24 protein-coding genes are annotated in these 23414 nt (G+C 71.5%); 14 read left to right on the forward strand and 10 right to left on the reverse strand.

Features of this window, described 5'->3' with window-relative positions:
- Positions 1-401, reverse strand: a 401-nt coding sequence (locus tag AB0J39_RS21090) for a hypothetical protein (RefSeq protein ID WP_363467198.1), incomplete at its 3' end; no start/stop codon positions are given.
- A gap of 273 nt (positions 402-674) precedes the next feature.
- Here AB0J39_RS21090 and AB0J39_RS21095 point away from each other — a divergent pair.
- Complete coding sequence (locus AB0J39_RS21095; protein ID WP_363467201.1) at positions 675-1097, forward strand: nitroreductase family deazaflavin-dependent oxidoreductase; 423 nt, start codon at positions 675-677, stop codon at positions 1095-1097.
- Between the two features lie 3 nt (positions 1098-1100).
- Here AB0J39_RS21095 and AB0J39_RS21100 read toward each other — a convergent pair whose 3' ends face one another.
- A complete protein-coding gene (locus AB0J39_RS21100; RefSeq protein ID WP_169987896.1) occupies positions 1101-1370 on the reverse strand; it encodes a 4a-hydroxytetrahydrobiopterin dehydratase in 270 nt (89 codons plus the stop codon).
- A 47-nt stretch (positions 1371-1417) separates the two neighbouring features.
- Here AB0J39_RS21100 and AB0J39_RS21105 point away from each other — a divergent pair, with 47 nt between their 5' ends.
- Entirely contained in the window at positions 1418-2047 is a 630-nt protein-coding gene (locus tag AB0J39_RS21105) for a class II aldolase/adducin family protein (RefSeq protein ID WP_363467204.1), read from the forward strand.
- Between the two features lie 9 nt (positions 2048-2056).
- Here the strand turns inward: AB0J39_RS21105 and AB0J39_RS21110 are convergent, their stop codons facing one another.
- Positions 2057-3631: a DUF885 domain-containing protein gene (locus AB0J39_RS21110; protein WP_363467207.1), complete on the reverse strand. Its 1575-nt coding sequence runs from the start codon at positions 3629-3631 to the stop codon at positions 2057-2059.
- Positions 3632-3687: 56 nt separating this feature from the next.
- On the opposite strand from AB0J39_RS21110, the gene AB0J39_RS21115 reads away from it, so the two are divergent.
- Complete coding sequence (locus tag AB0J39_RS21115) at positions 3688-4914, forward strand: DUF4032 domain-containing protein (protein ID WP_363467209.1); 1227 nt, start codon at positions 3688-3690, stop codon at positions 4912-4914.
- Here the strand turns inward: AB0J39_RS21115 and AB0J39_RS21120 are convergent.
- On the reverse strand, positions 4889-5398 hold the full coding sequence (locus AB0J39_RS21120) for a DUF523 domain-containing protein (RefSeq protein WP_363467212.1): 510 nt from the start codon (positions 5396-5398) through the stop codon (positions 4889-4891). The two genes, AB0J39_RS21115 and AB0J39_RS21120, sit on opposite strands and share 26 nt — an antisense overlap.
- A gap of 210 nt (positions 5399-5608) precedes the next feature.
- On the opposite strand from AB0J39_RS21120, the gene AB0J39_RS21125 reads away from it, so the two are divergent.
- Genes AB0J39_RS21125 through AB0J39_RS21140 form a run of 4 tightly spaced genes read left to right on the forward strand, consistent with a single transcriptional unit; the run spans position 5609 to position 7609 of the window.
- Positions 5609-5980 (forward strand): roadblock/LC7 domain-containing protein, encoded by a 372-nt coding sequence (locus tag AB0J39_RS21125; RefSeq protein WP_363467215.1) that lies wholly within the window; start codon positions 5609-5611, stop codon positions 5978-5980.
- A gap of 14 nt (positions 5981-5994) precedes the next feature.
- Positions 5995-6807: a helix-turn-helix domain-containing protein gene (locus AB0J39_RS21130; protein WP_363467216.1), complete on the forward strand. Its 813-nt coding sequence runs from the start codon at positions 5995-5997 to the stop codon at positions 6805-6807.
- A gap of 38 nt (positions 6808-6845) precedes the next feature.
- The gene (locus AB0J39_RS21135; RefSeq protein ID WP_169987882.1) at positions 6846-7214 is read left to right on the forward strand and encodes a roadblock/LC7 domain-containing protein; all 369 of its coding nucleotides are present in this window, start codon (positions 6846-6848) and stop codon (positions 7212-7214) included.
- Positions 7215-7237: 23 nt separating this feature from the next.
- Positions 7238-7609 (forward strand): hypothetical protein, encoded by a 372-nt coding sequence (locus AB0J39_RS21140; RefSeq protein WP_363467219.1) that lies wholly within the window; start codon positions 7238-7240, stop codon positions 7607-7609.
- A 7-nt stretch (positions 7610-7616) separates the two neighbouring features.
- On the opposite strand, the gene AB0J39_RS21145 is transcribed toward AB0J39_RS21140, so the two are convergent.
- Positions 7617-8453: an alpha/beta hydrolase gene (locus AB0J39_RS21145; protein WP_363467222.1), complete on the reverse strand. Its 837-nt coding sequence runs from the start codon at positions 8451-8453 to the stop codon at positions 7617-7619.
- A gap of 81 nt (positions 8454-8534) precedes the next feature.
- Between AB0J39_RS21145 and AB0J39_RS21150 the strand changes: the two genes are divergently transcribed.
- Together AB0J39_RS21150 and AB0J39_RS21155 are read left to right on the forward strand one after the other, a co-directional pair.
- The gene (locus tag AB0J39_RS21150) at positions 8535-9959 is read left to right on the forward strand and encodes an MFS transporter (protein ID WP_363467225.1); all 1425 of its coding nucleotides are present in this window, start codon (positions 8535-8537) and stop codon (positions 9957-9959) included.
- Positions 9960-10069: 110 nt separating this feature from the next.
- Positions 10070-10630 (forward strand): DNA starvation/stationary phase protection protein, encoded by a 561-nt coding sequence (locus tag AB0J39_RS21155; RefSeq protein ID WP_346230933.1) that lies wholly within the window; start codon positions 10070-10072, stop codon positions 10628-10630.
- Positions 10631-10650: 20 nt separating this feature from the next.
- On the opposite strand, the gene AB0J39_RS21160 is transcribed toward AB0J39_RS21155, so the two are convergent.
- Positions 10651-12633, reverse strand: coding sequence for a phosphocholine-specific phospholipase C (locus AB0J39_RS21160; RefSeq protein ID WP_363467228.1), 1983 nt, complete (start codon positions 12631-12633; stop codon positions 10651-10653).
- Positions 12634-12689: 56 nt separating this feature from the next.
- Positions 12690-13853 (reverse strand): helix-turn-helix transcriptional regulator, encoded by a 1164-nt coding sequence (locus tag AB0J39_RS21165; RefSeq protein ID WP_363467229.1) that lies wholly within the window; start codon positions 13851-13853, stop codon positions 12690-12692.
- Between the two features lie 47 nt (positions 13854-13900).
- Between AB0J39_RS21165 and AB0J39_RS21170 the strand changes: the two genes are divergently transcribed.
- Both AB0J39_RS21170 and AB0J39_RS21175 read left to right on the forward strand, forming a co-directional pair.
- Complete coding sequence (locus AB0J39_RS21170; protein ID WP_363467231.1) at positions 13901-14983, forward strand: winged helix DNA-binding domain-containing protein; 1083 nt, start codon at positions 13901-13903, stop codon at positions 14981-14983.
- Positions 14984-14993: 10 nt separating this feature from the next.
- Positions 14994-15434, forward strand: coding sequence for an SRPBCC family protein (locus AB0J39_RS21175; RefSeq protein ID WP_363467234.1), 441 nt, complete (start codon positions 14994-14996; stop codon positions 15432-15434).
- On the opposite strand, the gene AB0J39_RS21180 is transcribed toward AB0J39_RS21175, so the two are convergent.
- Positions 15431-16075: a TenA family protein gene (locus AB0J39_RS21180; RefSeq protein ID WP_363467237.1), complete on the reverse strand. Its 645-nt coding sequence runs from the start codon at positions 16073-16075 to the stop codon at positions 15431-15433. The genes AB0J39_RS21175 and AB0J39_RS21180 overlap by 4 nt on opposite strands.
- Before the next feature lie 267 nt (positions 16076-16342).
- On the opposite strand from AB0J39_RS21180, the gene AB0J39_RS21185 reads away from it, so the two are divergent.
- Complete coding sequence (locus tag AB0J39_RS21185; RefSeq protein ID WP_363467240.1) at positions 16343-17632, forward strand: pectate lyase; 1290 nt, start codon at positions 16343-16345, stop codon at positions 17630-17632.
- A gap of 96 nt (positions 17633-17728) precedes the next feature.
- Here the strand turns inward: AB0J39_RS21185 and AB0J39_RS21190 are convergent, their stop codons facing one another.
- A complete protein-coding gene (locus tag AB0J39_RS21190) occupies positions 17729-19081 on the reverse strand; it encodes a M20/M25/M40 family metallo-hydrolase (RefSeq protein WP_363467243.1) in 1353 nt (450 codons plus the stop codon).
- A gap of 245 nt (positions 19082-19326) precedes the next feature.
- Here AB0J39_RS21190 and AB0J39_RS21195 point away from each other — a divergent pair, with 245 nt between their 5' ends.
- The gene (locus AB0J39_RS21195; RefSeq protein WP_363467245.1) at positions 19327-20709 is read left to right on the forward strand and encodes an aspartate aminotransferase family protein; all 1383 of its coding nucleotides are present in this window, start codon (positions 19327-19329) and stop codon (positions 20707-20709) included.
- Positions 20710-20776: 67 nt separating this feature from the next.
- Positions 20777-21892, forward strand: a complete 1116-nt coding sequence (gene ald, locus AB0J39_RS21200; protein ID WP_363467247.1) for an alanine dehydrogenase — start codon at positions 20777-20779, stop codon at positions 21890-21892.
- 25 nt (positions 21893-21917) lie between these two features.
- Here ald and AB0J39_RS21205 read toward each other — a convergent pair whose 3' ends face one another.
- On the reverse strand, positions 21918-23393 hold the full coding sequence (locus tag AB0J39_RS21205; protein WP_363467250.1) for a tetratricopeptide repeat protein: 1476 nt from the start codon (positions 23391-23393) through the stop codon (positions 21918-21920).
- Positions 23394-23414 lie beyond the last annotated feature (21 nt).

Raw genomic sequence — 23414 nt, forward strand, 5'->3', positions numbered from 1 at the left:
TGCACCCGCCCCACCCGATCAGCAAGAGCACACGTGATCCGATCCCGCGCGAACAACAACTCCTCGGCCTCGGCCAGGCAGATGTCCACATCGTCCGGAACCGGCGCCAGCGCCAACGACTGCGCCGACTCGCGAACAGAACCAACCAACACCCACGACGGGCGACGCCGGGCACCCGCGCCAGCGGTATCCGCCCCAGAATCATCGGCGGCACAGCCATCGGCGGCGTCACCGCCCATGCTCTCGGTGTCAGCGGCCGCGCCGTTATCCACAGTGTCGTCGCGGGCGAGCGAACCCTCCGCCGACCACAAAGGAGAATCAGCGGTCAGCCGATCCCACCAGCCGTCATCGCCATCATTCGAACGACGAGGAGTAACAGGAGCAGTGTCAAACAGATCCATCGCACCTCCCCAGTCGAATTCGAAAATCTGTATTAATTCTTTCAGCCAGCACGAGGACTCGACAAGTCGGCAAGCCAATAAGGTGGAATCACAGGCTGAAAAGAATTGGGGCAAATTGCCTGGCGCCGGTTCACACCACCCCGGTTCCTCGTGAGCAGCAGGAGGGCATGGACCCCCCTCCTGCGGGCTCGGGCCGTCACCCGTTGGCTATGTTGATCTCCGAGGAGCTTCGCTATCGGGGCGGACACATCGAGGTTCAGGAGCCATCGCAGCATGTCCGACTGGAATGACAAGATCATCGAGGAGTTCCGGGCGAACGGCGGCAAGGTCGGCGGGCCGTTCGAGGGAACGTCGCTGATCTTGCTGACGACCACGGGCGCCAGGACGGGCGCCGCCCGGACGAACCCCGTCGCGTGCCTGCGTGACGGAGAAAGGCTGCTCGTCTTCGCCTCCTACGCGGGCGCGCCGCGCCATCCCGACTGGTATCACAACCTGCTGGCGAATCCCACCGTGACCGTCGAGGCGGGCGACGGGACGGCGATCGAGACGTTCACCGCCACGGCGGTGCCGCTGGCCGGGGAGGAGCGCGACCGCATGTACGCCCGCCAGGCCGAGCTGGTCCCGGTCTTCGCCGACTACCAGGCACGCACCTCCCGCGTCATCCCCGTCGTGGCCCTCTACCCGGCGAGAGAATGAGTGCTACTGCGGCGATCCGGCCTCGTGATCGGCCACGATGGCGTCGATGCGCGCGGCGAGCTTGTAGTCGAGGTCGGTCAGACCGCCGGCGTCGTGGGTGGTCAGCGCCAGATGCAGGGTCCGCCACCGGATGTCGATGTCGGGATGGTGGTTCAGCGCCTCGGCCTGTTCGGCGATGTCGTTCACGATCGCGATGGCCGTACGGAAGTCTCGGGCGACCACGGTCCTGCGGATCGTGTCCCCCTCGCGGCGCCATTCGGAAGCCTCGTACATGAGATCAGGACATCACGAAACACCGCCGATTGTGTAGATTCGCCCGCGTGGATGAGCGGGTGGATGAGCTGCGGCGTGAGCTGTGCGAGTACGGCCGGCGGGCGGCGGCCCTCGGCCTGGTCATCGGCACATCGGGGAACCTGAGCGCCCGGGACGGTGATCTGGTCGCCGTCACACCTTCCGGCGTGGCGCTCGACCGGCTGCGCCCGGAGGACTGCCCCGTGGTCGACCTCGGAGGGCGGGTCGTGGACGGGGAGCGCAAGCCGTCCTCGGAGACCCCGATGCATCTCGCGCTGTACCAGGCGACCGATGCCCGCGCGGTGGTGCACACCCACTCGGTCTTCGCGACCGTGGTCGCCTCGACCATGACCGAGCTGCCGCCGATCCACTACAACGCCCTGTTGCTCGGCGGCGCCGTCCGGGTCGCCGCGTACGCGACGTACGGCACGCCCGAACTGGCGGACAACGTGATCGCCGCGATCAGGGACAGGCAGGCCGCCCTGATGGCCAGCCACGGCGCGGTGACGATCGGCGGCGGCCTGGAGCAGGCGTTCGAGGCGACGCGCCTGCTGGAGTGGCTGTGCGAGGTCTACGTCCGCGCTCTCGGCGTGGGCCGGCCCTCGGTGCTCACCGAGGACCAGCTCACCGCCGTCATCGAACGCGCCCTCAACGGCTGACGAAACCGGCTAACCCAGCACGACCTTCCTGGCGAGGCCGAGCGGAAGCCCGCCGGAGCCCGCGATCGTGTCGTGGAAGGTCCGCAGGTCGCCGGGGTAGTCGGCCCTGATCCGCTCGATCTCCAGGGCCCCCGTGAGGTACGAGGGCGCCTGGGTGGGCCAGGCACAGTAGCGGCTGACCTCACCGGCGGCGGTGCCCGGCGACAGCGACGCCTTCGTGGTGAGGAACTCCTCCGCCTGCTCGATCGACATGTCGTCGCAGTGCAGCGCGGTGTCGACCACGATCCGGGCGGCCCGCCAGATGCGGCAGTCGAGGTGGGCGAGCTCGGTCTGAGGCGTGTCGAAGTAGCCCTGCTCGTGCATGAGCTTCTCGACGTAGAGCCCCCAGCCCTCCACGAAGTAGGGCGTACGGAAGATCTTGCGGGCGCGGTGCGGGTTGCCGGCCATCCAGGACAGGTGCCAGTGGTGGCCGGGATAGGCCTCGTGCACGCTGATCGACGGCATCTGGGGGCGCGAGTTGGTCCGCAGCCGCTGCCGCACCTGCTCCTCGGTGAAGCCGTCCGGCGTGTACGGCACGAAGAAGACGCCGTCCCGCGAGGACGACAGCGGCGGCGGGGCGAGGTAGCTGGCCACGGCGATGATGGGCCGCTGGAACTCCGGCGACGGCTCGACCCGGCACACCTCCCCCTCGGGGAAGGTCACCAGTCCGCGCTCGCGGACGAACTCGCGCGCCCGCAGCGTCTCGGCCTCGTACTCGGCGCGCATCGCCTCCAGGGTCGGCGGGTGGTCGTCCATGAGCGACTCCATCGCCTCCCGCCAGCTGCCGGAACCGAGGCGGGCGGCGACCTCGGTCATCCGCGTGTCCAGCTCGGCCCAGGCCTGGCGGCCCTTCTCGTGCAGTTCCGCCGCGCCGTACCCGAGCATCTCCTGCTCGCGCAGCAGCGCGGAGTAGAGCTCCTCGCCCATCCGCCAGGTGCCGCGGGCCGCGAAGCCCTCCAGGAAGCGCACCAGCCCGTCGAACGCGTCGGCCGCGGGCCCGGCGGCCGCGGCCAGCCGCGCCCGCAGGTCCGGGTCGCCGACCAGCGCGGGCAGCGTCTCGGTCAGGAAGCGGCGTCCCGTACGGGCCTGGTCGAGGCCGCGCTTGACCAGCAGGTCGGCCGCGAGATCGGGGTCCAGGTTGGCCTGGCAGGCGGCGAGCACGGCGGGCACCTCGGCCAGCCGCGCGACGGCGGCGTCGACCAGCTCGGCCTCCGGCTTGAGGCGCTGCTGGAACGGCGTGAACATCGACCCGAAGATCACCCCGAGGTAGGCGGCCGGTTCGCGCCGCCACTCGGGCCAGCGGGCCTGCGCGATCTGCCCGCGCAGATGCGCGGCGACCAGGTCCCTGTCGATCTCGTCTTCGGGGCTCTCGGGCGTCGCCTCCGACAGCTTGCGCAGCCATTCCTCGGCCGCCCGCTCCCGTGCGGTGAAGGCGGCGGCGCTGAGGTCGCCCAGCGTGCGGTCGTATCCGTCGGCCCCGAGGAGGGCCGCCCTGACCGGGTTCTCGGCCAGGTACCAGTCGATGAACTCGTCCACCAGCGTCATAGCGCCCGACTCTATCCGCGACACTTGTGTGGAAGCCCCCAGATAAGGAGCGATTGGTGCCCCTGCAGATCACCGGCGCCCCCAGCGACCCCGACCTGATCCGCCTGCCGTGGGACGTCCCCCTGGAGGAGTGGCCCGTCCACCACCTGGTGACGCTGCCCCGCGGCATCTCCCGGCACGTGGTGCGCTTCGCCCGGCTCAGCGGCCGGGTGTACGCGATCAAGGAGATCAGCACGCGGTACGCCAAGCGGGAGTACCAGCTGCTGTGGGACCTGGCACGGCACGACGCGCCCGCCGTCGAGCCGGTCGCCGTCGTCACGGGGCGGACCGCCCCGGACGGCTCCGAACTGGACTCCGCCCTGATCACGAGGCACCTGCAGTTCTCGCTGCCGTACCGCGCGGTGCTGTCGGGCTCGGTGCGGCCCGACACGCTGACCCGCCTGCTCGACGCGCTCGCGGTCCTGCTCGTACGGCTCCACCTGACCGGCTTCTACTGGGGCGACTGCTCGCTGTCGAACACGCTGTTCCGCCGGGACGCCGGAGCCTTCGCGGCCTACCTGGTCGACGCCGAGACCGGCGAGCTCCATCCGGCGATCAGCGAGGGCCAGCGGTCACATGACATCGACGTGGCGCACGTCAACATCTACGGCGAGATGCTCGACCTGGAGGCGGGCGGCCTGCTCCACCCGACCATCGACCCGCTGGCCTTCGCCGAGCAGCTCGTCGAGCGCTACCACCGGCTGTGGGACGAGCTGACCGAGGACGAGATCATCGAGGAGGTCGACTGGCACCGGGTGGACCAGCGCGTACGGCGGCTCAACTCCCTCGGCTTCGACGTCGCCGAGATGATGGTGCGCCGCAAGGCGGGCACCTCCCGGCTGATCGTCCGGCCCAAGGTCGTGGACGCCGGGCACCACCAGCGCCGTCTGCTGCGCCTGACCGGCCTCGACGTGGAGGAGAACCAGGCCAGGCGGCTGCTCAACGACCTCGATTCGTTCCGGGTGTCGAACGGGCTGCGGCACGAGGACGAGGCGATCGTGGCCCACCGCTGGCTGGCCGAGGTGTTCCAGCCGGTGGTGAACGCCACCCCCGCCGATCTGCGGCGCAAGCTGGAGCCGGCCCAGCTCTTCCACGAGGTGCTCGACCACCGCTGGTACATGTCGGAGGCCGCCGGCAAGGACGTCGGCCTGGAGGCGGCGGTGCGGTCCTACGTGGACAACGTCCTGGTGCACAAGCCCGACGAGAAGGCCGTCATCGTCACCTCGGATCCCCTGTCTCCGTAAGCGACTCCAGATAGCGGGCGGCGTCCGGGATCCGGTCCTCGCCGAAGACGCGGACGCCGTTCAGCTCCAGCAGCGCGGTCGTCACGCCCTGCCCGGGGGTGGTCCTCCCCCGGTGGCCGCCGTCGTAGATCCGCAGCGACCCGCACGACGGGCTGCCCTCCTTCAGGATCGCGACCCGTACGCCGAATGACCGGGCGACGGCGAGGGCCTGCTGCGCGCCGGACAGGAACGCGGGGGTCACGTCGTCGCCCTCCGGCGTCAGGATGCGCGCCGCGCCCGCCAGGACGGCCGCGCCGCCCGCGCCGCCCTCGATCTCGGCGGGCGGCCGGGGGATGGGCAGCCCGCCCTCGACCTCGGGACAGAACCGCACCAGCCGCCCCTCCGCGCGCCAGCGGGCCAGCAGTTCGTCGTCGCTCGTCTTCGCCTCGCCGTCGTACCTCACCTTGCTGCCGAGCAGGCAGGCGCTGACCAGAATGCGTTCCACGCCTCCCATTCTGGCCGCCGCGCCGGGGTGGGTGCGCCATCCCCGGCGACATGAGGAAATTTCACGAAAATCGGGATTACCATTCCGAGAGGGAGAATTCTTATTCTTCCGGATTAATCCGTTTATCCGAGTCGTTTTCGGCTCGGGAAGCCCGTTCACCTGCTCCTCTAGTGTTGGCCGCGCTGTATCGGCGAGGCGAGGAGTTACGGGTTGATCGGGATAGAGGACTGCCTCTCCGAGGCCATGTCGATCCCGGGGGCGCTCGGCGCCATTCTCGTGGACCACACCAGCGGCATGGCCGTCGCCGGAAAGGGGATCCCCGATCCCGGGCGGGCGGCCGCGGGGCTCAGCGAGGCGTACCGCGCCACGCTCGACGGAATCGCGCTGGCGTCCCAGGAGACGGGCTTCCGGATCGAGGACGTGATCGTCACCACGGGCACGGCGTATCACCTGGTGCGGCCCATGGAGATGATGTTCGACGGTCCGCTGCTGTTGTGCCTGCGCCTGGACGTGGAGCGGTCGAACCTCGCCCTGGCCCGGCGGCGGCTGCGCACGATCACCGACGAGCTGGTCGCCTCCTGATGGGAGCCTGACCGGTGGCCGCTCCGACTCTCGACGCCGTGCTCACCGGCCTCGCCCAGGACGAGGCCACCGGCTCACTGCGGGTGGGCAAGGAGGGCACGGTCTACTACGACCACGGCCGGGTGTCGTACGTGGAGTGCGCGGCCACGCCCGGCGTGGAGGGCCTGCTCGGCGCGTCGGGCCGGATCAGCGCGAACGGGGTCCGGCACGCGCGGCAGGAGGCCGGTCCCGGCGGCGACGGCGGCGCGCTGCTCGTGGACCGAGGGGTGCTCAGCCGGGGCGAGCTGGAGTTCTGCGTGCTGTCCGCCACACTCGACGCGGCGTTCTTCCTGGTCGCGTCGTCGAAGACGGTGAGGACCAGGTTCAGGGAGGGCGAGGCCCACTGGCTCGGGGTCCACTGGTTCTTCGACGTGCCGGGGCTGCTGCGCGAGTGCGCCAGGCGCCGGGCCCGCCTCGAGCGGGCCTGGCCGTCGGCCGAGCTGGACGCGCGGCCGGTGACGCCCCTGCGGCGGATCCCCGGCTCGCACGCGCTGCTCACCCGGCTGCAGTGGGAGCTGCTGCTCGCCGCCGACTCCAGCGCCACGCCGGTCGAGCTGGCCCGCCGCCTCGGCCGCCCGGCCTACTCCACGCTGCTGGCCGTCCGGGAGCTCGCGGCCGCCGGCCTGGTGGTGACGGCCGAGACCGCGGCGCTGCCCAAGCGCACACCCAAACCGCCGGCCCCCCGGGAGGAGCCCCAGCGGACCGGCTCGGGGCTACCGCAGGTGAACGCCGACGCGACCGACGTGAACCTGCTGCTCAGACTGCGTGACGCGCTGGAGGCGCTGTAGTGATCGGGTGGCTCAAGCGGGCCGGAAGGGGTGTCTCCGTGGATCTGCGCCACGACATACACGAGGAACTGGTCGTCCTGCGCGAACGGGCGCCCGAGATCACCGGCGCGCTCACCTGCACGGTCGACGGCATGCTCGTGACCACGGACCTGGCCGCCGACACCGAGCAGACCGCGGCGCTCACGTCGGCGCTGCTGTCGCTGAGCCGGAAGATGACCGAGCTCGCCAGAATCGGGCGGCTGGAGGAGACGCTGATCTCCGGCACCCAGGGGCACACCGCGTGCTACGCCGCGGGCCCCACGCTCGTCCTCACCGTTCTCGCGGGTCAGGGAGCCAACCTCGGCCTGCTCCGGATCGAGGGACGCAGGGCGGCGAACAAGATCGCCGCCATCGTCGAACGCGGATGACAACCCAGGACAGGAGAAGAGACATGGCGAACATGGACGTCTCGTTGAAGGAGATGCTGACCATCGACGGCGCGGTCGGCGCGGCGGTGGCCGACTACGGGAGCGGGATGGCGCTGGGCACGCTCGGCGGCTCCAAGGACCTCGACCTCCAGGTGGCCGCCGCGGCCAACACCGAGGTGGTCAAGGCCAAGCTCCGCGCGATGGACGCGCTCAAGCTCAACGACGGGATCGAGGACATCCTCATCACGCTGGGCACGCAGTATCACATCATCCGGCCGCTCACCGGCCGCGGCGGCAAGGGCTTGTTCCTCTACCTCGCCCTCGACCGCAACCGGGCCAACCTCGCGATGGCCCGGCACCAGCTCCGCGCGATCGAGGACAAGCTCGAGATCTGAAGCCCGGTCAGCCCCGCCCGGTCAGTTCCGTGATCGCCTCCGCGATGACCGGCCAGAGCGGGCGGGGCAGGTCGTGGCCCATCCCCGGGAAGGTCAGCAGCTTCGCGCCGGGGATGGCGTCCGCGGTCGCGGTCCCGCCTTCGAGCGTGATCAGCGGGTCGTCCTCGCCGTGGATCACCAGCGCCGGCGCCGAGAGCCCGCGCAGCCCCTCCGTACGGTCCCCCGACCTCCGGATCGCGATGAACTGCCGGGTGGTGCCCGCGGGGTCGAAGGCCCGGTCGTAGGCCTCGGCCGCCACCCGGGTGACGCGCTCGACGTCCATCTCGTAGCCGGGAGAGCCGATGACCCGCGCGGTCTCGACGGCGCGGGCGAGCGCCTCCTCGCGGTCCTGCGGGGCGGGCGCCGTCAGCGCCGCCATGGCCTCCTCGGTCGCACGCCCCACCCGGGGCCCGGGCGTGGACATGATCGAGGTCAGCGTGCGCACCCGGGCGGGGTGGCGGATGGCGAGGGTCTGCGCGATCATGCCGCCCATCGACGCGCCCACCACGTGGGCGCTCTCCCAGCCCAGCACGTCCATCAGACCGGCCGTGTCGTCGGCCATGTCGTCCAGGGTGTACGACGCCGGGGGCGTGGAGTCGTCCGCCGGGGTGAAGTGGGTGGACAGGCCCACATCCCGGTTGTCGAACCGGACGACCCGGTGGCCCGACTCCACCAGCAGCCCGATCAGCTCCTCCGGCCAGCTGATCATCTGTGCCCCGAGCCCCATGATGAGGACGACGGGGCGTCCTCCGGGCTCGCCGAACACCTCGTAGCAGATCTCGATACCGTTCGCCGTCGCACGCATGCGAGCAGAATTACATTCGGTTTGCCCTGCCGCAAGCGATGCATGACCGGATATGTACGGTTGTGTGGTGTGGTGTCGCAAATGACTCGCCGACGGCGGATACTCGTCCTTCTCATCTGCTGCATGAGCCTGCTGATCGTGTCGCTCGACAACACGATCGTCAACGTCGCCCTGCCGGCGCTCGGACGCGACCTGCACGCGCCGGTCTCCGGCCTGCAGTGGACGGTGGACGCCTACACGCTGACGCTCGCGAGCCTGCTCATGCTCGCCGGGTCGACGGCCGACCGGGTGGGCCGCCGCCGCACGTTCCAGACCGGCCTGGTGATCTTCACGGCCGCGTCGCTGCTGTGCAGCCTCGCCCCGAGCCTGGGCTGGCTGGTGGCCGCCCGGATCCTCCAGGCAGTGGGCGGCTCGATGCTCAACCCGGTGGCCATGTCGATCATCACGAACACGTTCACCGACCGCAGGGAGCGCGCGCAGGCCATCGGCGTGTGGGGCGGCGTGGTCGGCGTCAGCATGGCGCTCGGACCGGTGGCCGGCGGCCTGCTCACCGACACGGTGGACTGGCGCGCGATCTTCTGGATCAACGTGCCCATCGGCCTGCTCGCGCTGTTCCTGACCTGGCGGTACGTCCCCGAGTCCAAAGCGCCCTCGGCCCGGAGGCTCGACCCCGTCGGGCAGGTGCTGGTCATCGTCCTGCTCGGCACGCTCACGTACGGGATCATCGAGGGCCCGGCCGCGGGCGCCGCCGTGAGCGCGGCCTGCTTCGCGGTCGCGGCGGCGGCCCTCGCCGCGCTGGTCGTCTGCGAACTGCGCAGGCCGGAACCGCTCATCGACATGCGCTTCTTCCGCAGCGCGCCGTTCTCCGGCGCGGCCGTCATGGCGGTGGCGGGGTTCGCCGGCCTGGGGGCCTTCCTGTTCCTCAACACGCTCTACCTGCAGAGCAATCGCGGGCTGTCGGCCCTCGCCGCGGGATTGTGCACGCTGCCGGTCGCGGTGATCACGATGATCGTGGGGCCGCTTTCCGGCCGGCTCGTCGGCACCCGCGGCCCGCGCTTTCCGCTCGTCGTCGCGGGCGTGTGCCTGACGGCCGCCGGGACGCTGCTGTCCCAGGTGACCCTCACCACACCCCTCCCCCTGCTGCTCGGGATCTACGCGGTCTTCGGCGTCGGGTTCGGCATGCTCAACCCCCCGATCACCAACACGGCGGTCTCCGGGATGCCGCTCGCGCAGGCGGGAGTGGCCGCCGCGGTCGCCTCGACCAGCAGGCAGGTCGGCCAGTCCCTCGGCGTGGCCATCGCGGGGTCCATGGTCTCCGGCGCCGTCTCCGGCGCGAACGCCGCGTTCGTCCCGGCCGCGCACGCGGCATTCCGCGTCAACGCGCTGTACGGGCTGATCGTGCTGTCGGTCGCCCTGGCGACGACCGGCCGCTGGGCCAGGCGTACGGCGGAGCGCACCGCCGCCCGGCTGTCGGAGAATCCGCAGGTCACCCTGTCACAAGGGTGAAACCAGCCCTTAGAAGGCGTTTAAAGGACATACCTGGCGAAAGACTCTCTATCGGACATAAAACCGACTGAGCGAGGAGAGACACCTTGAGCGTCAACCCTTCCTCCAAGATGCGGGAGAGCAGCCAGCCCTGGCTCCACCAGAGGGGCACCGAGATACAGGCGTTCGGGACGGTGCGCGACTTCCCGGTCGGGATGCCGAGGGAGACCCGCGAATACTCCTGTCAGCGGCTCAACCAGATCCTGGCCGACACGCAGATCCTCTACAACCTGTACAAGAAGCACCACTGGCTGATGCGGGGGCCGACCTTCTACCAGCTGCACCTGCTCCTCGACAAGCACGCGGGCGAGCAGCTGCCGATCATCGACGCGATCGCCGAACGCATCCAGACGCTCGGCGGCGTCGCGGTCGGCGATCCGCGCCAGGTGGCGGAGATGACCGTGATCCCGCGGCCGCCGGACGGCGTGGAGGAGGTGCCCGCCATGCTCTCCCGGCTCCTGGAGGCGCACGAGACGATCCTGGTCGCGGCGCACGACGCCGCCTCCCGTGCGGCCGAGATGGGCGACGACGGCACCAACGACCTGCTCGTCTCCGAGGTCATCCGGACGGGCGAGCTGCAGGCGTGGTTCCTCGCCGAGCACCTCGTGGACACGCCGCTCATCCGCGCCTGACCCGCGTTCCCGCCCGGGCGTCACCCCGTGACGCTCGGGCGGCCGTTCTCGATGTGTCCCATCAGGCGCCGGGCGAACCCGTCGTGCCCGGTCACGCCGACCATCAGGTCGTACCACCCCGTCGGCGCGGGCCACTCCACGTGCGCGGTGCCGCCCGGCGCGATCGGGACCGTACGCGCCGCTCCGCCGTAGGCCATCGGGGCGAACGACACCTCGACGGGGACGGCGCTCCGGTTCGTCACCGCGATCGACACGGCGCGGGCGCCGGCGTCGATCGCGCCGGTCACCTCCACCGGGTCGGCCGTTCCACCGCGGAACTCCCGGCGGAACCCGTTGGGCCCGACGACCAGCAGGTCGTAGCCCGGGCCGGGGAAGTAGACCACCTCCTCCGCCGTGCCGAGGACGTCGAAGTGCGCCGGCTTGGCCAGCTCGCCCAGGTGGCCGTACAGGATGAAGTGGGCGGAAGCCGTGCCGAAGTTGCGCAGCGTGATCTCCACGGACCGCGCGCGCACGACGGCCTCGGCGTCCGGCTGGTACGGCAGCGCGCGGGCAGGCCTGACCCCCGGCTCCTGGACCGGCATCCGCTGCTCGTCGGGGACCCGGGGATACCACCGGTCTCCCGCCGGGACCGGCCGCGGCGCGGCGACGGCCGCCGCGGGAAGCGCGGCCACCGGCGTGGCGAAGTCGAACGCCGAGGTGAGGTCGCCCGCCACCCGGCGCCGCCACTCCCCGATCGGAGCCGTGATCCCGAAGCGGCGCTCCAGGAACCGTACGGTCGAGGTGTGGTCGAACGTCTCCGAGCAGACATGGCCGCCCACGCTCCACGGCGACACGACGATCATGGGAACGCGGATGCCGAGGCCCAGCGGCCGCCCGCCGGCGAACTCCTCCGGGGTGCCGTCGGGCGGGACCGGCGGCGGCACGTGGTCGAAGAAACCGTCGTTCTCGTCGTAGGTGACGAACAGGGCGGTCCGCGCCCAGACGTCGGGATGCGACCCCAGCGCGTCGAGCAGCCGGTAGAGGACCTGCCCGCCCTCCACGGGCGACGACCCCTCGGGGTGCTCGGAGTCGGCCAGCGAGGGCACGACGTACGACACCGCGGGCAGGCGTCCGGCGGCCACGTCGGCGGCGAACCAGTCTCCGAGGCCGCCCACGGAGGCGCGGCGCAGCGCCCTGTCGTAGAGGTCGCGGTCGGCGGGCTCCAGGGCGGCCACCCGCCTGTCCAGCTCCGCGAGCAGCGGCGCCGGGTCCTCCGCCGCCCGGACCTTCTCGTAGAAGGAGCGCATGCTCCCCAGCCCGATCCGGTCCATCACGGCCATATACGGCCGGAAGAACTCGAGGTTGTTGCACTCGTAGTTGTCCCACTCCTGGTACACCTGCCAGGTGTGCCCGGCCCCCGTCAGCAGTTCGGGCACGGTGACCCAGTCGTAGCCCGGATGCCCCTCCGCCCCCTCGGACGCCACGTTGTCCAGCGCGCGCTGCCGGGTGCCCGGCTCGTACCCGGTGTGACCCGTCACGTGGTAGTTGCGGTTGGGCGTGGTCGAGGTCAGCAGCGAGCAGTGGTAGGCGTCGCAGATCGTGAACGTGTCGGCCAGCTCGTAGTGGAAGGGCAGGTCGAGCCGGTCGTAGTAGGCCATCGAGCCGGGCCCCTTGTTGGGCACCCAGGCGTCGTTCCAGCCCATGGCCCAGGCGTTCTGGGTGCCGAGCCAGGTGTGGTCGTGCGTGTCGAGCAGCATCGGGTCCGCCCCGGCCCGCTCGGCCGCCTCCCGCGCGGAGAAGGGCAGCACGCCGTCCTGCTCGAAGATCGGCCGCCAGACCCGGGTGGACACCGCGTTGCGGTCCCCGAACCCCCGCACCCCGCGCATCCGGCCGAAATAGTGGTCGAACGAGCGGTTCTCCAGCATGACGAAGACGACGTGCTCGACGTCGGCCAGGCTCCCCGGCGGGACCGGGCGGGCCAGCGCCCGGAGCAGGGAAGGCGGCAGCGAGGATCCGGCCGGCATGGGCGTCCCTTCACAGGATTCAGGCGAAACGCCCACAACCTAACAGCGGCGTGTCGTCACACGAGGACGCGCCTGCGCGTCCCGGCGGGTGGCGGCAGATGGACGCGGGCCAGTTCGCGCAGCGCGCGGGCGGCCCCCGCACGGCGGGCCAGGGCGAGGGACCGCCGCGCGAGGTCGGCCGCCCGTTCCCGCTCGTGCGCCTCCGCGTACGCGTGCGCCTGGCGGGCCAGCACGTACGCCGCGAAGTAGGCGGGCGCGGCCGGCGCGGGCTCCCCCTCCAGCAGCTCGATCGCGCCGCCCGGCCGGCCGAGGTCGACCAGGCAGCCCGCGCACAGCTCCGCCCGCGTCTCGCCCGGCTCCTCCAGGCGCTCCTCCGGGCACTCCTCAAGGCACTCTTCGAGGCAGCGGTGGCACAGCTCCACCTCACCCGTCAGCGCGTGCGCGCGGGCCTCCTGCCGCCGGGACAGCGTCCCCACCTCGGCCGGGACACCCGTACGCGCACGGGCGGCCACGGCCGCCTCGACGATCTCGCCCGGCTCGGCGGCGTCGATCAGCTCCGCCCGCTGGACCAGTGCCAGGACCTCGGTGAGCGTGTCGCCGGTCTCGCGCGCCTCGCGGATCGCGCGGTCCGACCAGGCCCGCGCGCCGGGCGCGTCGCCCGCCTCGTGCTCCATGCGGCTGATCAGCTCCGCGTCCCGCGTCGCGAGCGTCTGCAGCGCCCGCCGTACGCGCGGCGGGGCCTCCCCGCGGAACGTCTCGACCCCCGCGAAGACCGGCCCCAGCGCGGCGGCGAGGTCGGCGGGCCTGCCGTCAGGCGCGGCGCAGGCGCCGGTCAGCGTCTCGAAGTAGCGGACCGTGCCGGTGTCGGCGCGGGACGGCCGCTCGACGGCCCGCCCGACGCGTTCCTCCTCCTCTTCGGGGAAGAGGCCGGGCAGCAGCGGAATGCCGGTGACGTGGTGCCACCGGGTCGTGCCCGAGGACGCGCCGACGAACAGGTCCGCCTCGTCCACGCCGAACACCCGGCACAGCAGCTCCGCATGGCGGGCGTCCGGCCGCCGTTCTCCCTCCTCCCACGCGTGGACCGCGTCCGCGGGCAGCCGGGGTCCGGCCTCCCCCGCGGCTTCGGTCAGCCGTCGTCCCAGATCGCGGCGGCTCCACAGCCGGCCGCGGCGCAGCGCGCGCAGTCGTGCGGACCACAGCGGGACGTCAATAGTGATCATCAGCGGCACCCCCCGGTTCTGTCGGTGCCGGGCGTTATGTTTGCGGCGTGCTGACCCGCCGCGAGCTCAACCGCGCCCTGCTCGACCGCCAGATGCTGCTGCGCCGCCACGACGCGAAGGCTCTCACCGCGATCGAGCACCTGGTGGGCATGCAGTCGCAGGCTCCTCTCTCAGCCTACGTCGGCCTGTGGAACCGCCTGCTGGACTTCCGGCACGAGGACCTGTCCGATCTGCTCACCGGTCGCGCCGCCGTACGGATCGCGTTGATGCGCGGCACCATCCACCTCGTCAGCGCCGACGACTGCCTGGCCCTGCGCCCGGTCATACAGCCGCTCCTCGATCGGTTGCTGCGCACGTCGTACGGCAGACGGCTGGACGGGGTGGACCTCGGCGAGGTGGCGAGCGCCGCCCGCGCCCTGATGGAGGAGCGGCCGCTGAGCTTCGCCGAGCTGGAGGAGCTGCTCGGCGAGCGGTGGCCGGGCCTCGACGCGCTGGCCCAGGCCGTACGCGCGGTCGTGCCGCTGGTGCAGGTCCCGCCGCGCGGGGTCTGGGGCTCATCGGGCCAGGCCCGGCACGTCCCCGCCGAGTCGTGGCTGGGCCGCCCGCTCGGCGACGGCTCGGCCGCCGGCGACATGGTGCTGCGTTACCTGCGCGCCTTCGGGCCTGCGTCGGTGAAGGACATGCAGACCTGGTCGGGCCTGACCGGGCTGCGTTCCGTGGTCAAGGGGCTCGACCTGGTCACGTACCGGGACGAGCACGGGGTGGAGCTGTTCGACCTGCCCGGGGCGCCGCTGCCCGGCGCGGACGCCGAGGCGCCGGTGCGGTTCCTCGGGGAGTTCGACAACCTGCTGCTCTCGCACGCCGACCGGACGCGGGTGATGGCCGAGGAGCACCGCTCGCGGGTCTTCACGGTCAACGGGATCATCCGCGCGACCATCCTGGTCGACGGTTTCGTGGCGGGGCTGTGGCGAATCGAACGGGGGCGGGCCGGGGAGGCCGCCGTCCTGGAGATCGAGCCGTTCGGGCCGCTGGGCGCCGCCACCCGCGACGCGCTGGCCGCCGAGGGCGCGCGGCTGCTGGAGTTCGCGGCCGGCGACGCCCCCACGCGCGACATCACCTTCCTGGGGTAGAACCCACGGAGTGGAGACCCTCTCGGTGGCGGTGGACGCGCAGGCGAGCCCGGATCGGGTGTTCGCCGTACTGACCGACTGGCCCCGGCACCACGAGTGGATGGTGCTGACCCGGGCATGGGTGGTCGCCGGTGACGGCCGCAGCAGGGGGAGCCGGCTCGCGGCGGCCACCGGGGTCGGCCCGCTGTCGTTCGTGGACACGATGGACGTCACCGGCTGGCGGCCCCCGCACGAGGTGGAGGTCCGCCACACGGGCCGGGTCGTGCGCGGCGTCGGCCGGTTCCACGTGCTGCCCCGTCCCGGCGGCGGAAGCAGGATCATCTGGGAGGAGCAGCTTCACGTGCCCTTCGGCCGCGTGGGACGGATCGGCTGGCGGGTCGCCGGGCCGGTGAGCGCGATCTTCCTACGCCTGTCCCTGCGCCGCCTCGCCGCGCTCGCCCTGCGTGCCTAACCGAGCGCCATGTCGAAGAACCGGCGCTCCAGGGCCGTCGCCCGGCGGAAGACGTCGAGCACCCGGACCCGCCCGTTCTCGTCGAGGCCGGGGCCGAGCCGGTCGAGCTCGCCGCGCAGGAAGCCCACCCACGCCTCGAACTCCGGCCCGCTGTGCAGCTCGATCCACTCCCGGTGGACGAAGCCCTCGGGCGGCTCGGTGGTCTGCGAGGCCCAGCCGAGGTAGGTCCACTCCGCCACGCACAGCACCGCCAGGATCCCCGCGTAGTCCTGGCCGCGGCGCACCTCGTCCATCAGCGCCCGGAACTCGGCCGTCACCGGCTCCAGGGCGGGCGGGTTCGGATCACCTTCGAGAGCGGAGAGCGCGCGGTGGAAGTAGCCCCGCTCGGTGTCGGCGACGGTCTGCCCGAGGAAGCGGCCCACGGCCACCCGTGACTCGAAGCCGTCCGCAGCGGCGACCGCCGCGCCGAGCAGCGCCGTGAAGGCGTCCACGAACTGGAAGTCCTGCTCCAGGTAGCGGCGCATGTCGGCGGTGCCGCGACGGATCGCCGCGGCGAAGGGGTGGGTGATCACCGCCGTCCAGTCCGGCTCGCTCTCCGACCGCAGCCACTCGCTGAACGGCGTCCTCGATCCCTCGGTCATCCGCGATCTCTCCCCGTGTCCCGGCGTGAACGTTTCACGATGATCTCAAAGGACTCGTGTCCGCCTCCACCTGCCCAAGCGGGGTGAGCGTCCGGGCGGCCTGCGGACCCGGGCGGGCGAAGTCGTTGACCGGTGGTCAACAGGTCCGTAATTTGAAGCCTGCTGTTCCTCCTCATGAATGCTGTTCGCATTCTTGAACACCTCCCTGCGGGATCAGGAGTAACCCCCTCGGTCAGGGGTCCTGCACGACATGCAAGGAGCTCGGCTTTGAGAACCACAATCAGAACCGGATTCGGGGTGATCGGCACCGTCGCCGGGGTCGCCGCCCTGGTCGGCGGCGTCTTCACCGGCGTCTCCAACGCGGCGCCCAGTGCGGGGCCCAGTGCGGGCGCCTACCGGATCGTGAACGGCGCCGGCGGCCTGTGCCTCACCGTTCCCGGCGGCAGCGGCTCCGACGGCGTGCAGCTCACCGTCTCCAGCTGCAACGGCGCGAGCAACCAGACCTGGAACCTGTCCACCCAGGGCAGCGGCTTCCGCCTGGCCGCCGGCAACAGCGGCAAGTGCGCCGGGGTCGCCGGCGCCTCCACCTCCGCCGGCAAGGCCGTCCAGCAGGAGTCGTGCACCGGAGCGTCCTCCCAGACCTGGGAACTGACCGCCTCGGGCTCCACCTACCGGGTCGTCAACGCCAACAGCGACAAATGCCTGAACACCAAGGACAACTCCACCTCCTCGGGCGCGCTGGTGCAGCAGAACTCCTGCGACTCGGCGGCCACCAAGCAGTGGACCCTCCAGCCGACCGGGTCCCAGCCGTCGTCGACTCCCACCGCCACACCGACGAAGACCCCGACGACCAACCCGACGCAGCCGTCGGGCTGGCCCAGCCCGCAGGGCTCGCAGGCGGTCACCAGCACGATCGGCGTCTCCGGCACCCTCGACGGCGGACTGAAGCGCTACTACGCCAGCGGCAGCATGGGTGACGGCGGGCAGAGCGAGAGCCAGAAGCCGCTCTTCGAGCTGGCCAACGGCGCGACGCTCAGGAACGTGATCATCGGCTCGCCCGGCGCCGACGGCATCCACTGCCTGGGCAGCTGCACGCTGCAGAACGTCTGGTGGGAGGACGTCGGCGAGGACGCCGCCACCCTGCTGGGCAGCTCGTCGTCGCAGGTCATGACCATCGACGGCGGCGGGGCGAAGAGCGCCTCCGACAAGGTGTTCCAGCACAACGGCCCCGGCACCATGATCATCAAGAACTTCCAGGTGCAGAACTTCGGCAAGCTCTACCGCGCCTGCGGCAACTGCACGAACTCCTACCAGCGTCACGTCCAGATGTCGAACATCGTGGCGACCACCCCCGGCAAGACGCTGGCCGGCATCAACACCAACTGGGGCGACACCGCGCGCTTCTCCAACATCACGATCGTGAACGACTCCAGCCACAAGATCGTGATCTGCGAGAAGTACAAGGGCGTCCCGAAGGGCAGCGAGCCCTCCAAGATCGGTGAGGGGCCCGACGGCACGAACTGCCTCTACAACTCCTCCGACATCACCTACAGGTAAACGTCCCGCACGCAGGCGGGAACGAACGGAAGGCCCGGTGGTCCCCCCAGCCACCGGGCCTTCTGTGTTTGATTGCCGCGCCTGCGGCGCGGCGGCTCAGGCCGCGCCGTGCCAGCCGCCGTAGTCGGCGAGGAAGAGGGCCTCGGTCGTGACCACGCGGCGCAGCTCCTCCAGCACGAGCCGCTCGTTCGGGGCGTGGATCGAGGCGCCGTCGTCCTCGGCGCCGTACAGCAGGATCTCGGCCTTGGGGAACTGCCGGGCGAGGGCCGCCACCAGCGGGATCGAGCCGCCCTGGCCGACCTGGCGCGGCGCCCGGCCGAAGGCGCGCTCCAGCGCGCGCTCCGCGGCGTTCATGGCCGGGCCGCCCGGCTCGATCTGGAAGCCGGAGCCGCTGACGAAGTCGCCGAAGGAGACCTTGACCCCCCACGGCGCGACCTTCTCCAGGAAGGCCGTCACGTCGTTCAGCGCCTGCCTGGCGTTCCCGCTCGCGGGGATGCGGATCGTGACGCGGGCCCGGGCCACCGCCTGGACGGCGTTGATCGCGCCGGTCACGGTAGGCACGTCCAGCCCGGTCACCGTGATCGCGTACGACGCCCAGAGCCGGTCGGACAGCGAGCCGTTCCCGACCAGCGACACGCCGTCGAGCACTCCGGCGAGCGAGCGGAAGTCGTCCTCGGACGGCGCCTCGCCGGGGAAGGTCCCCGGTTCGAGGCCGGGCACCCGGACGTTCCCCTGGTCGTCGTGCAGGGCGGTCAGCATGCGCATGAGCGCGGCCAGCGCGTCGGGCGCGGCGCCGCCGAACGCGCCGCTGTGCACGGCTTCGGCGAGCGTGCGGACCTCCACGGTGAACGCGGCCATGCCGCGCAGCGACGTGGTGAGCGCGGGGTCGTTCACCTCGGGGTTGCCGACGTCGGCGATGACCATGGCGTCGGCGCGCAGCAGGTCGGGGTTGGCCTCGACGAAGGCCTCCAGGCGCTCGCCGGCGTACTCCTCCTGGCCCTCGATGATGACCTTCACACCGACCGGGAACCGGCCGTTGAAGGCGCGCAGCGCGGCCACGTGGGTGATGACGCCGCTCTTGTCGTCGGCCGTGCCCCGGCCGTACATGATCCCGTCGACGACCGTGGGCTCGAACGGCGGCGTACGCCACAGGGCGAGGTCGCCGGCGGGCTGGACGTCGTAGTGCGCGTAGAGCAGCACGGTCGGGGCCCCGTCCGGCGCGGGCGCCTCGGCGAACACGGCGGGGAAACTGCCCTCGATGGGGATCTGCCGGACGTGCGGGAGGCCGGCGGCGCGCAGCAGGCGCTCCACGAGCGCCGCGGCCTCCAGGACCGGGGCCTCGGAGTGACCGGGGAACGCGACGGACGGGATGGCGGCCAGGCGCTTGAGATCCTCGACCGTCTGCGGCATGCCCTCCTCGACGGCGCGCTCGATCTCCTCAGGTGTCACGGCGTTCTCCCGGATGTGCGTGGCTCTTCCCGGCGTTGGGTGGACCCCATTTGACCACACGGTCCGGCGGGCCCACCTTCCACGTCCGGACGGTCTCAATCTACCTTGACGGATTTCGTTGCTGTTACATGTCGATGTAGCGGAATTCGAACTTCTTCCACATTGCAGCCACGTAATCACTTGGCAAATCGCGGAAGTGGCATGCAAACTGTCTCCAGCGACGGATCACCTGAGGGAAGGTTGCGATGACGCGCCCCGACGTACTGAAGGCCGCACAGGACAATCTCTGGATGCACTTCACGCGCCACTCCTCCTACGAGGGAGGGGAGGTGCCCATGATCGTGCGCGGCGAGGGCGCCTACGTCTACGACATCCACGGCAAGCGGTATCTCGACGGCCTCGCCGGACTGTTCGTGGTCCAGGTCGGCCACGGCCGCGCCGAGCTGGCCGAGGCCGCCGCCAAGCAGGCCCAGGAGCTCGCGTTCTTCCCGCTGTGGTCGTACGCGCACCCGAAGGCGGCCGAGCTGGCCGCGCGGCTCGCGGAGCTCACCCCGGGCGACCTCAACCGCGTCTTCTTCACCACCGGCGGCGGTGAGGCCGTCGAGTCGGCCTGGAAGCTGGCCAAGCAGTACTACAAGATCAAGGGTAAGCCGCTGAAGACCAAGGTCGTCAGCCGGTCCATCGCCTACCACGGCACCCCGCAGGGCGCCCTGTCGATCACCGGCATCCCGGCGCTCAAGCAGGTCTTCGAGCCGCTGGTGCCCGGCGCGATCAAGGCCCCCAACACGAACCTCTACCGCGCCGACGAGATCTCCGGCTTCCCCGGCCTGGAGAAGGACCCCGAGGCGTTCGGCCGGTGGGCCGCCGACCAGGTCGGCAAGGCCATCGAGATGGAGGGCCCGGACACCGTGGCCGCCGTCTTCGTCGAGCCGGTGCAGAACGCCGGCGGCTGCTTCCCGCCGCCCCCCGGATACTTCCAGCGGCTGCGTGAGATTTGCGACGCCCACGACGTGCTGCTCGTGTCGGACGAGGTCATCTGCGCCTTCGGCCGCCTGGGCACGATGTTCGGCGGCCACAAGTTCGACTACGTGCCGGACATCATCACCTGCGCCAAGGGCCTGACCAGCGGTTACTCGCCCATCGGCGCGATGATCGCCTCGGAGCGGCTGTTCGAGCCGTTCAAGAACGGCACCGAGACCTTCGCGCACGGCTACACCTTCGGCGGCCACCCGGTGTCGGCCGCCGTCGCCCTGGCCAACCTCGACATCTTCGAGAGGGAGGGCCTGATCGAGCACGTCACGGCCAACGAGCCGGTGTTCAAGGCCACTCTCGACCGGCTGCTGGACCTGCCGATCGTCGGCGACGTCCGCGGCTCGGGCTACTTCTACGGAATCGAGCTGGTCAAGGACAAGTCCACCAAGCAGACCTTCAACGAGGAGGAGTCGGAGCGCCTGCTGCGCGGCTTCCTCTCGAAGGCGCTGTACGACGCCGGCCTGTACTGCCGGGCGGACGACCGTGGGGACCCGGTCGTGCAGCTCGCCCCGCCGCTGATCTGCGGCCCCAAGGAGTTCGACGAGATCGAGTCGATTCTCCGTTCGGTGCTCACCGAGGCGTGGGCCCGCCTGTAGACCATGGAGCTCGTTCGGCCGGGTAGGGGGCGACCGTGACGAGTGACCGCCTGAAAGGACACAACTCATGAAGATCGGCGTGCCCGCCGAGGTCAAGAACCACGAGTACCGCGTCGCCGCCACACCGGCCGGCGTCCACGAGCTCGTCCGTCACGGTCACGAGGTCAGCGTCCAGCGCGGCGCCGGCCTCGGCTCCTCCATCACCGACGAGGAGTACCTCGCGGCCGGCGCCAAGCTCGTCGACGGCGCCGACGAGGTGTGGGCCGAGTCCGAGATGATCCTCAAGGTCAAGGAGCCGATCGCGGAGGAGTACCACCGTCTCCGCGCGGACCAGATCCTGTTCACCTACCTCCACCTGGCCGCCTCCCGGCCCTGCACCGACGCGCTGCTCGCCGCCGGCACCACCGCCATCGCGTACGAGACCGTCCAGGTCGGCAACGGGCTGCCGCTGCTGGCCCCGATGTCGGAGGTCGCGGGCCGGCTGGCCCCCCAGGTCGGCGCGTACAACCTGATGCGCTTCAACGGCGGACGCGGCGTGCTCCCGGGCGGTGTGCCCGGCGTGGCCCCCGCCAAGATCGTCGTGATCGGTGGCGGCGTCTCCGGCCTCAACGCGGCGCAGGTCGCCGTCGGGATGGGCGCGGACGTGACGATCCTCGACGTCAACATCGACCGGCTGCGCCACATCGACGCCATCTACCAGGGCCGGCTGAAGACGCTGGTCTCCACGTCGTACGCGATCGAGCGGGCCGTGCTGGAGGCCGACCTGGTCGTCGGCGCCGTGCTCATCCCGGGCGCGAAGGCCCCGACGCTCGTCTCCAACGACCTGGTCTCCCGCATGAAGCCGGGCTCGGTGCTCGTCGACATCGCCATCGACCAGGGCGGCTGCTTCGAGGACTCGCGCCCGACCACGCACGACGACCCGACGTTCCGGGTGCACGAGTCGGTGTTCTACTGCGTGGCCAACATGCCGGGCTCGGTGGCCAACACCTCCACCTTCGCCCTGACGAACGCCACCCTGCCCTACGTCGTCAAGATCGCCGACAAGGGCTGGAAGGACGCGCTGCGCGGCGACCAGGCGCTCGGCCTCGGCCTCAACACCCACGCCGGCGTGCTCACCAACGAGCCGGTCGCGGTGGCGCACGACCTGTCGTACACGCCGGTCCCGGAGATCCTCGCCGCCTGAGCCACGCGCGGCATGGCCTGATTCGTCAGGTACGACCGAGGTCGAGCCGTCTGCGCAGGTCCCTCGCGGTGCCGAGCACGTGCTCGACCTCGGCCGGGGTGGGCCAGGGGGCCGTGCCCGGCCGCAGCAGTGTGGCGCGCACCAGGCCGAGATGCTCGATCGCGGCCCGGTGCAGTCCGCTCGCCCGGGCGAGCCGCCCGACGGTGTCCGCCGGACCGGTCTCGTCCGCGTCCGGCAGGCCGGCGCCGGCCGGATCGCCCATGACCAGATTCCCGCCGGTGATCAGGTCTCCGGTGACCAAATCCCACGTGCCGAGGATCTCGACCAGGTCCGCGGGCTCCGCCGCCGAATCGCCGCGCCTGCGCGCCGCCGCCACGGCGAGCTCGGCGCGCGCGGCCTGCGCGGGTTCGGCGGGCCGGTTCCAGCGGGGCGGGGGCGGGTCGAGCAGGCAGTCCTCGGCGTCCGGGGACGCGCCGAGCAGGGGCAGCAGCGTCCGCAGCTCGACCATCGCGCCGTGGTGCCCGAACTCGGCCGCGCGCCTGAACCAGTGACGCCCGCCCTTCAGGTCGTTGTGCTCCGCGACGAGCAGCAGTCCGAGGCGGAAGGCGGCCTCGGGGTCGTCGGCCGCGGCCCGCTCATACCAGTGGGCGGCCGCCTGCCTGTCGTCCATCCGGGCGCAGACGAGGCCGGCCATCCGTCGCGCGTCGGGCCGCCCGGTCCGCGCCGCCCGCTCGAAGCAGGCACGCGCGGTGGGTAAGTCGCCCCGGCCCAGCGCCAGGTCGCCGAGGCGGAAGGCCGCGCCGGCGTGGTCGGCGCGGGCGGCCAGCCGGTAGAACGCCTCCGCGCCCTTCTCGTCGCGGGCGGCGTGCAGGAGCAGAGCCATGTGATAGGCGGCCTCCGCGTGGCCGCCGCGTGCCGCGTACTCCCACCAGTGCAGCGCCTCGGCCTCGTCGCCGGCGGCGTAGCCCAGGAAGCCCAGGTCGTGGGCCGAGCGCAGGTCGCCGTCCACGGCCGCCCTGAAATGCCAGCGCCGGGCGCCCATGCCGTCGCCCTGGTCCTCGCACAGCAGGGCCAGTCGCCGGGCCGCGTGGCGGGAGCCGTCCTCGGCCGCCCGCTCGAACCACGTACGCGCCGCGTCGGTGTCGCCGCGCCTTTCGAGCAGCATCGAGGCCAGGTTCGTCGCCGCGTCCGCGTCGCCGGTGGCCGCGGCCAGCTCGAACCAGCCGATGGCCTCCTCGGTCGTCCCGTGCGTGCGGTGCCACAGCCCCAGGTTGTAGGCGCTGTCGACGTTGCCCGCCCGCGCCGCCCGTTCCCACCAGTGCCGGGCGCCCAGTCGGTCGTCGCGCTCGGCGCACAGCCGGCCCAGCCGGTGCGCCGCGTCACGGTCGCCGTCGCGGGCCCTGTCGAGCAGGTTCGCCTCGGCCGGATCCAGGGGTTCAGGGGTACGCGGGACCGGTATCCCGGGCCACGCGGTCGCCTCCGTCGCTCCCACTAGTGTCATGGGAGACAGGGTGACACGTAA

The organism is Microbispora sp. NPDC049633 (assembly GCF_040675265.1).
GTDB lineage: Bacteria > Actinomycetota > Actinomycetes > Streptosporangiales > Streptosporangiaceae > Microbispora > Microbispora maris.

Excerpts from the sequence above, each read along its gene's own strand:
- ald (WP_363467247.1), top strand. The coding sequence starts at position 20,777 with ATGAAGATCGGCGTGCCCGCCGAGGTCAAGAACCACGAGTACCGCGTC.
- AB0J39_RS21195 (WP_363467245.1), top strand. The coding sequence starts at position 19,327 with ATGACGCGCCCCGACGTACTGAAGGCCGCACAGGACAATCTCTGGATG.
- AB0J39_RS21095 (WP_363467201.1), top strand. The coding sequence starts at position 675 with ATGTCCGACTGGAATGACAAGATCATCGAGGAGTTCCGGGCGAACGGC.
- AB0J39_RS21155 (WP_346230933.1), top strand. The coding sequence starts at position 10,070 with ATGCGGGAGAGCAGCCAGCCCTGGCTCCACCAGAGGGGCACCGAGATA.
- AB0J39_RS21100 (WP_169987896.1), bottom strand. The coding sequence starts at position 1,370 with ATGTACGAGGCTTCCGAATGGCGCCGCGAGGGGGACACGATCCGCAGG.
- AB0J39_RS21140 (WP_363467219.1), top strand. The coding sequence starts at position 7,238 with ATGGCGAACATGGACGTCTCGTTGAAGGAGATGCTGACCATCGACGGC.
- AB0J39_RS21165 (WP_363467229.1), bottom strand. The coding sequence starts at position 13,853 with ATGATCACTATTGACGTCCCGCTGTGGTCCGCACGACTGCGCGCGCTG.
- AB0J39_RS21160 (WP_363467228.1), bottom strand. The coding sequence starts at position 12,633 with ATGCCGGCCGGATCCTCGCTGCCGCCTTCCCTGCTCCGGGCGCTGGCC.
- AB0J39_RS21180 (WP_363467237.1), bottom strand. The coding sequence starts at position 16,075 with ATGACCGAGGGATCGAGGACGCCGTTCAGCGAGTGGCTGCGGTCGGAG.
- AB0J39_RS21205 (WP_363467250.1), bottom strand. The coding sequence starts at position 23,393 with ATGACACTAGTGGGAGCGACGGAGGCGACCGCGTGGCCCGGGATACCG.
- AB0J39_RS21150 (WP_363467225.1), top strand. The coding sequence starts at position 8,535 with ATGACTCGCCGACGGCGGATACTCGTCCTTCTCATCTGCTGCATGAGC.
- AB0J39_RS21145 (WP_363467222.1), bottom strand. The coding sequence starts at position 8,453 with ATGCGTGCGACGGCGAACGGTATCGAGATCTGCTACGAGGTGTTCGGC.
- AB0J39_RS21110 (WP_363467207.1), bottom strand. The coding sequence starts at position 3,631 with ATGACGCTGGTGGACGAGTTCATCGACTGGTACCTGGCCGAGAACCCG.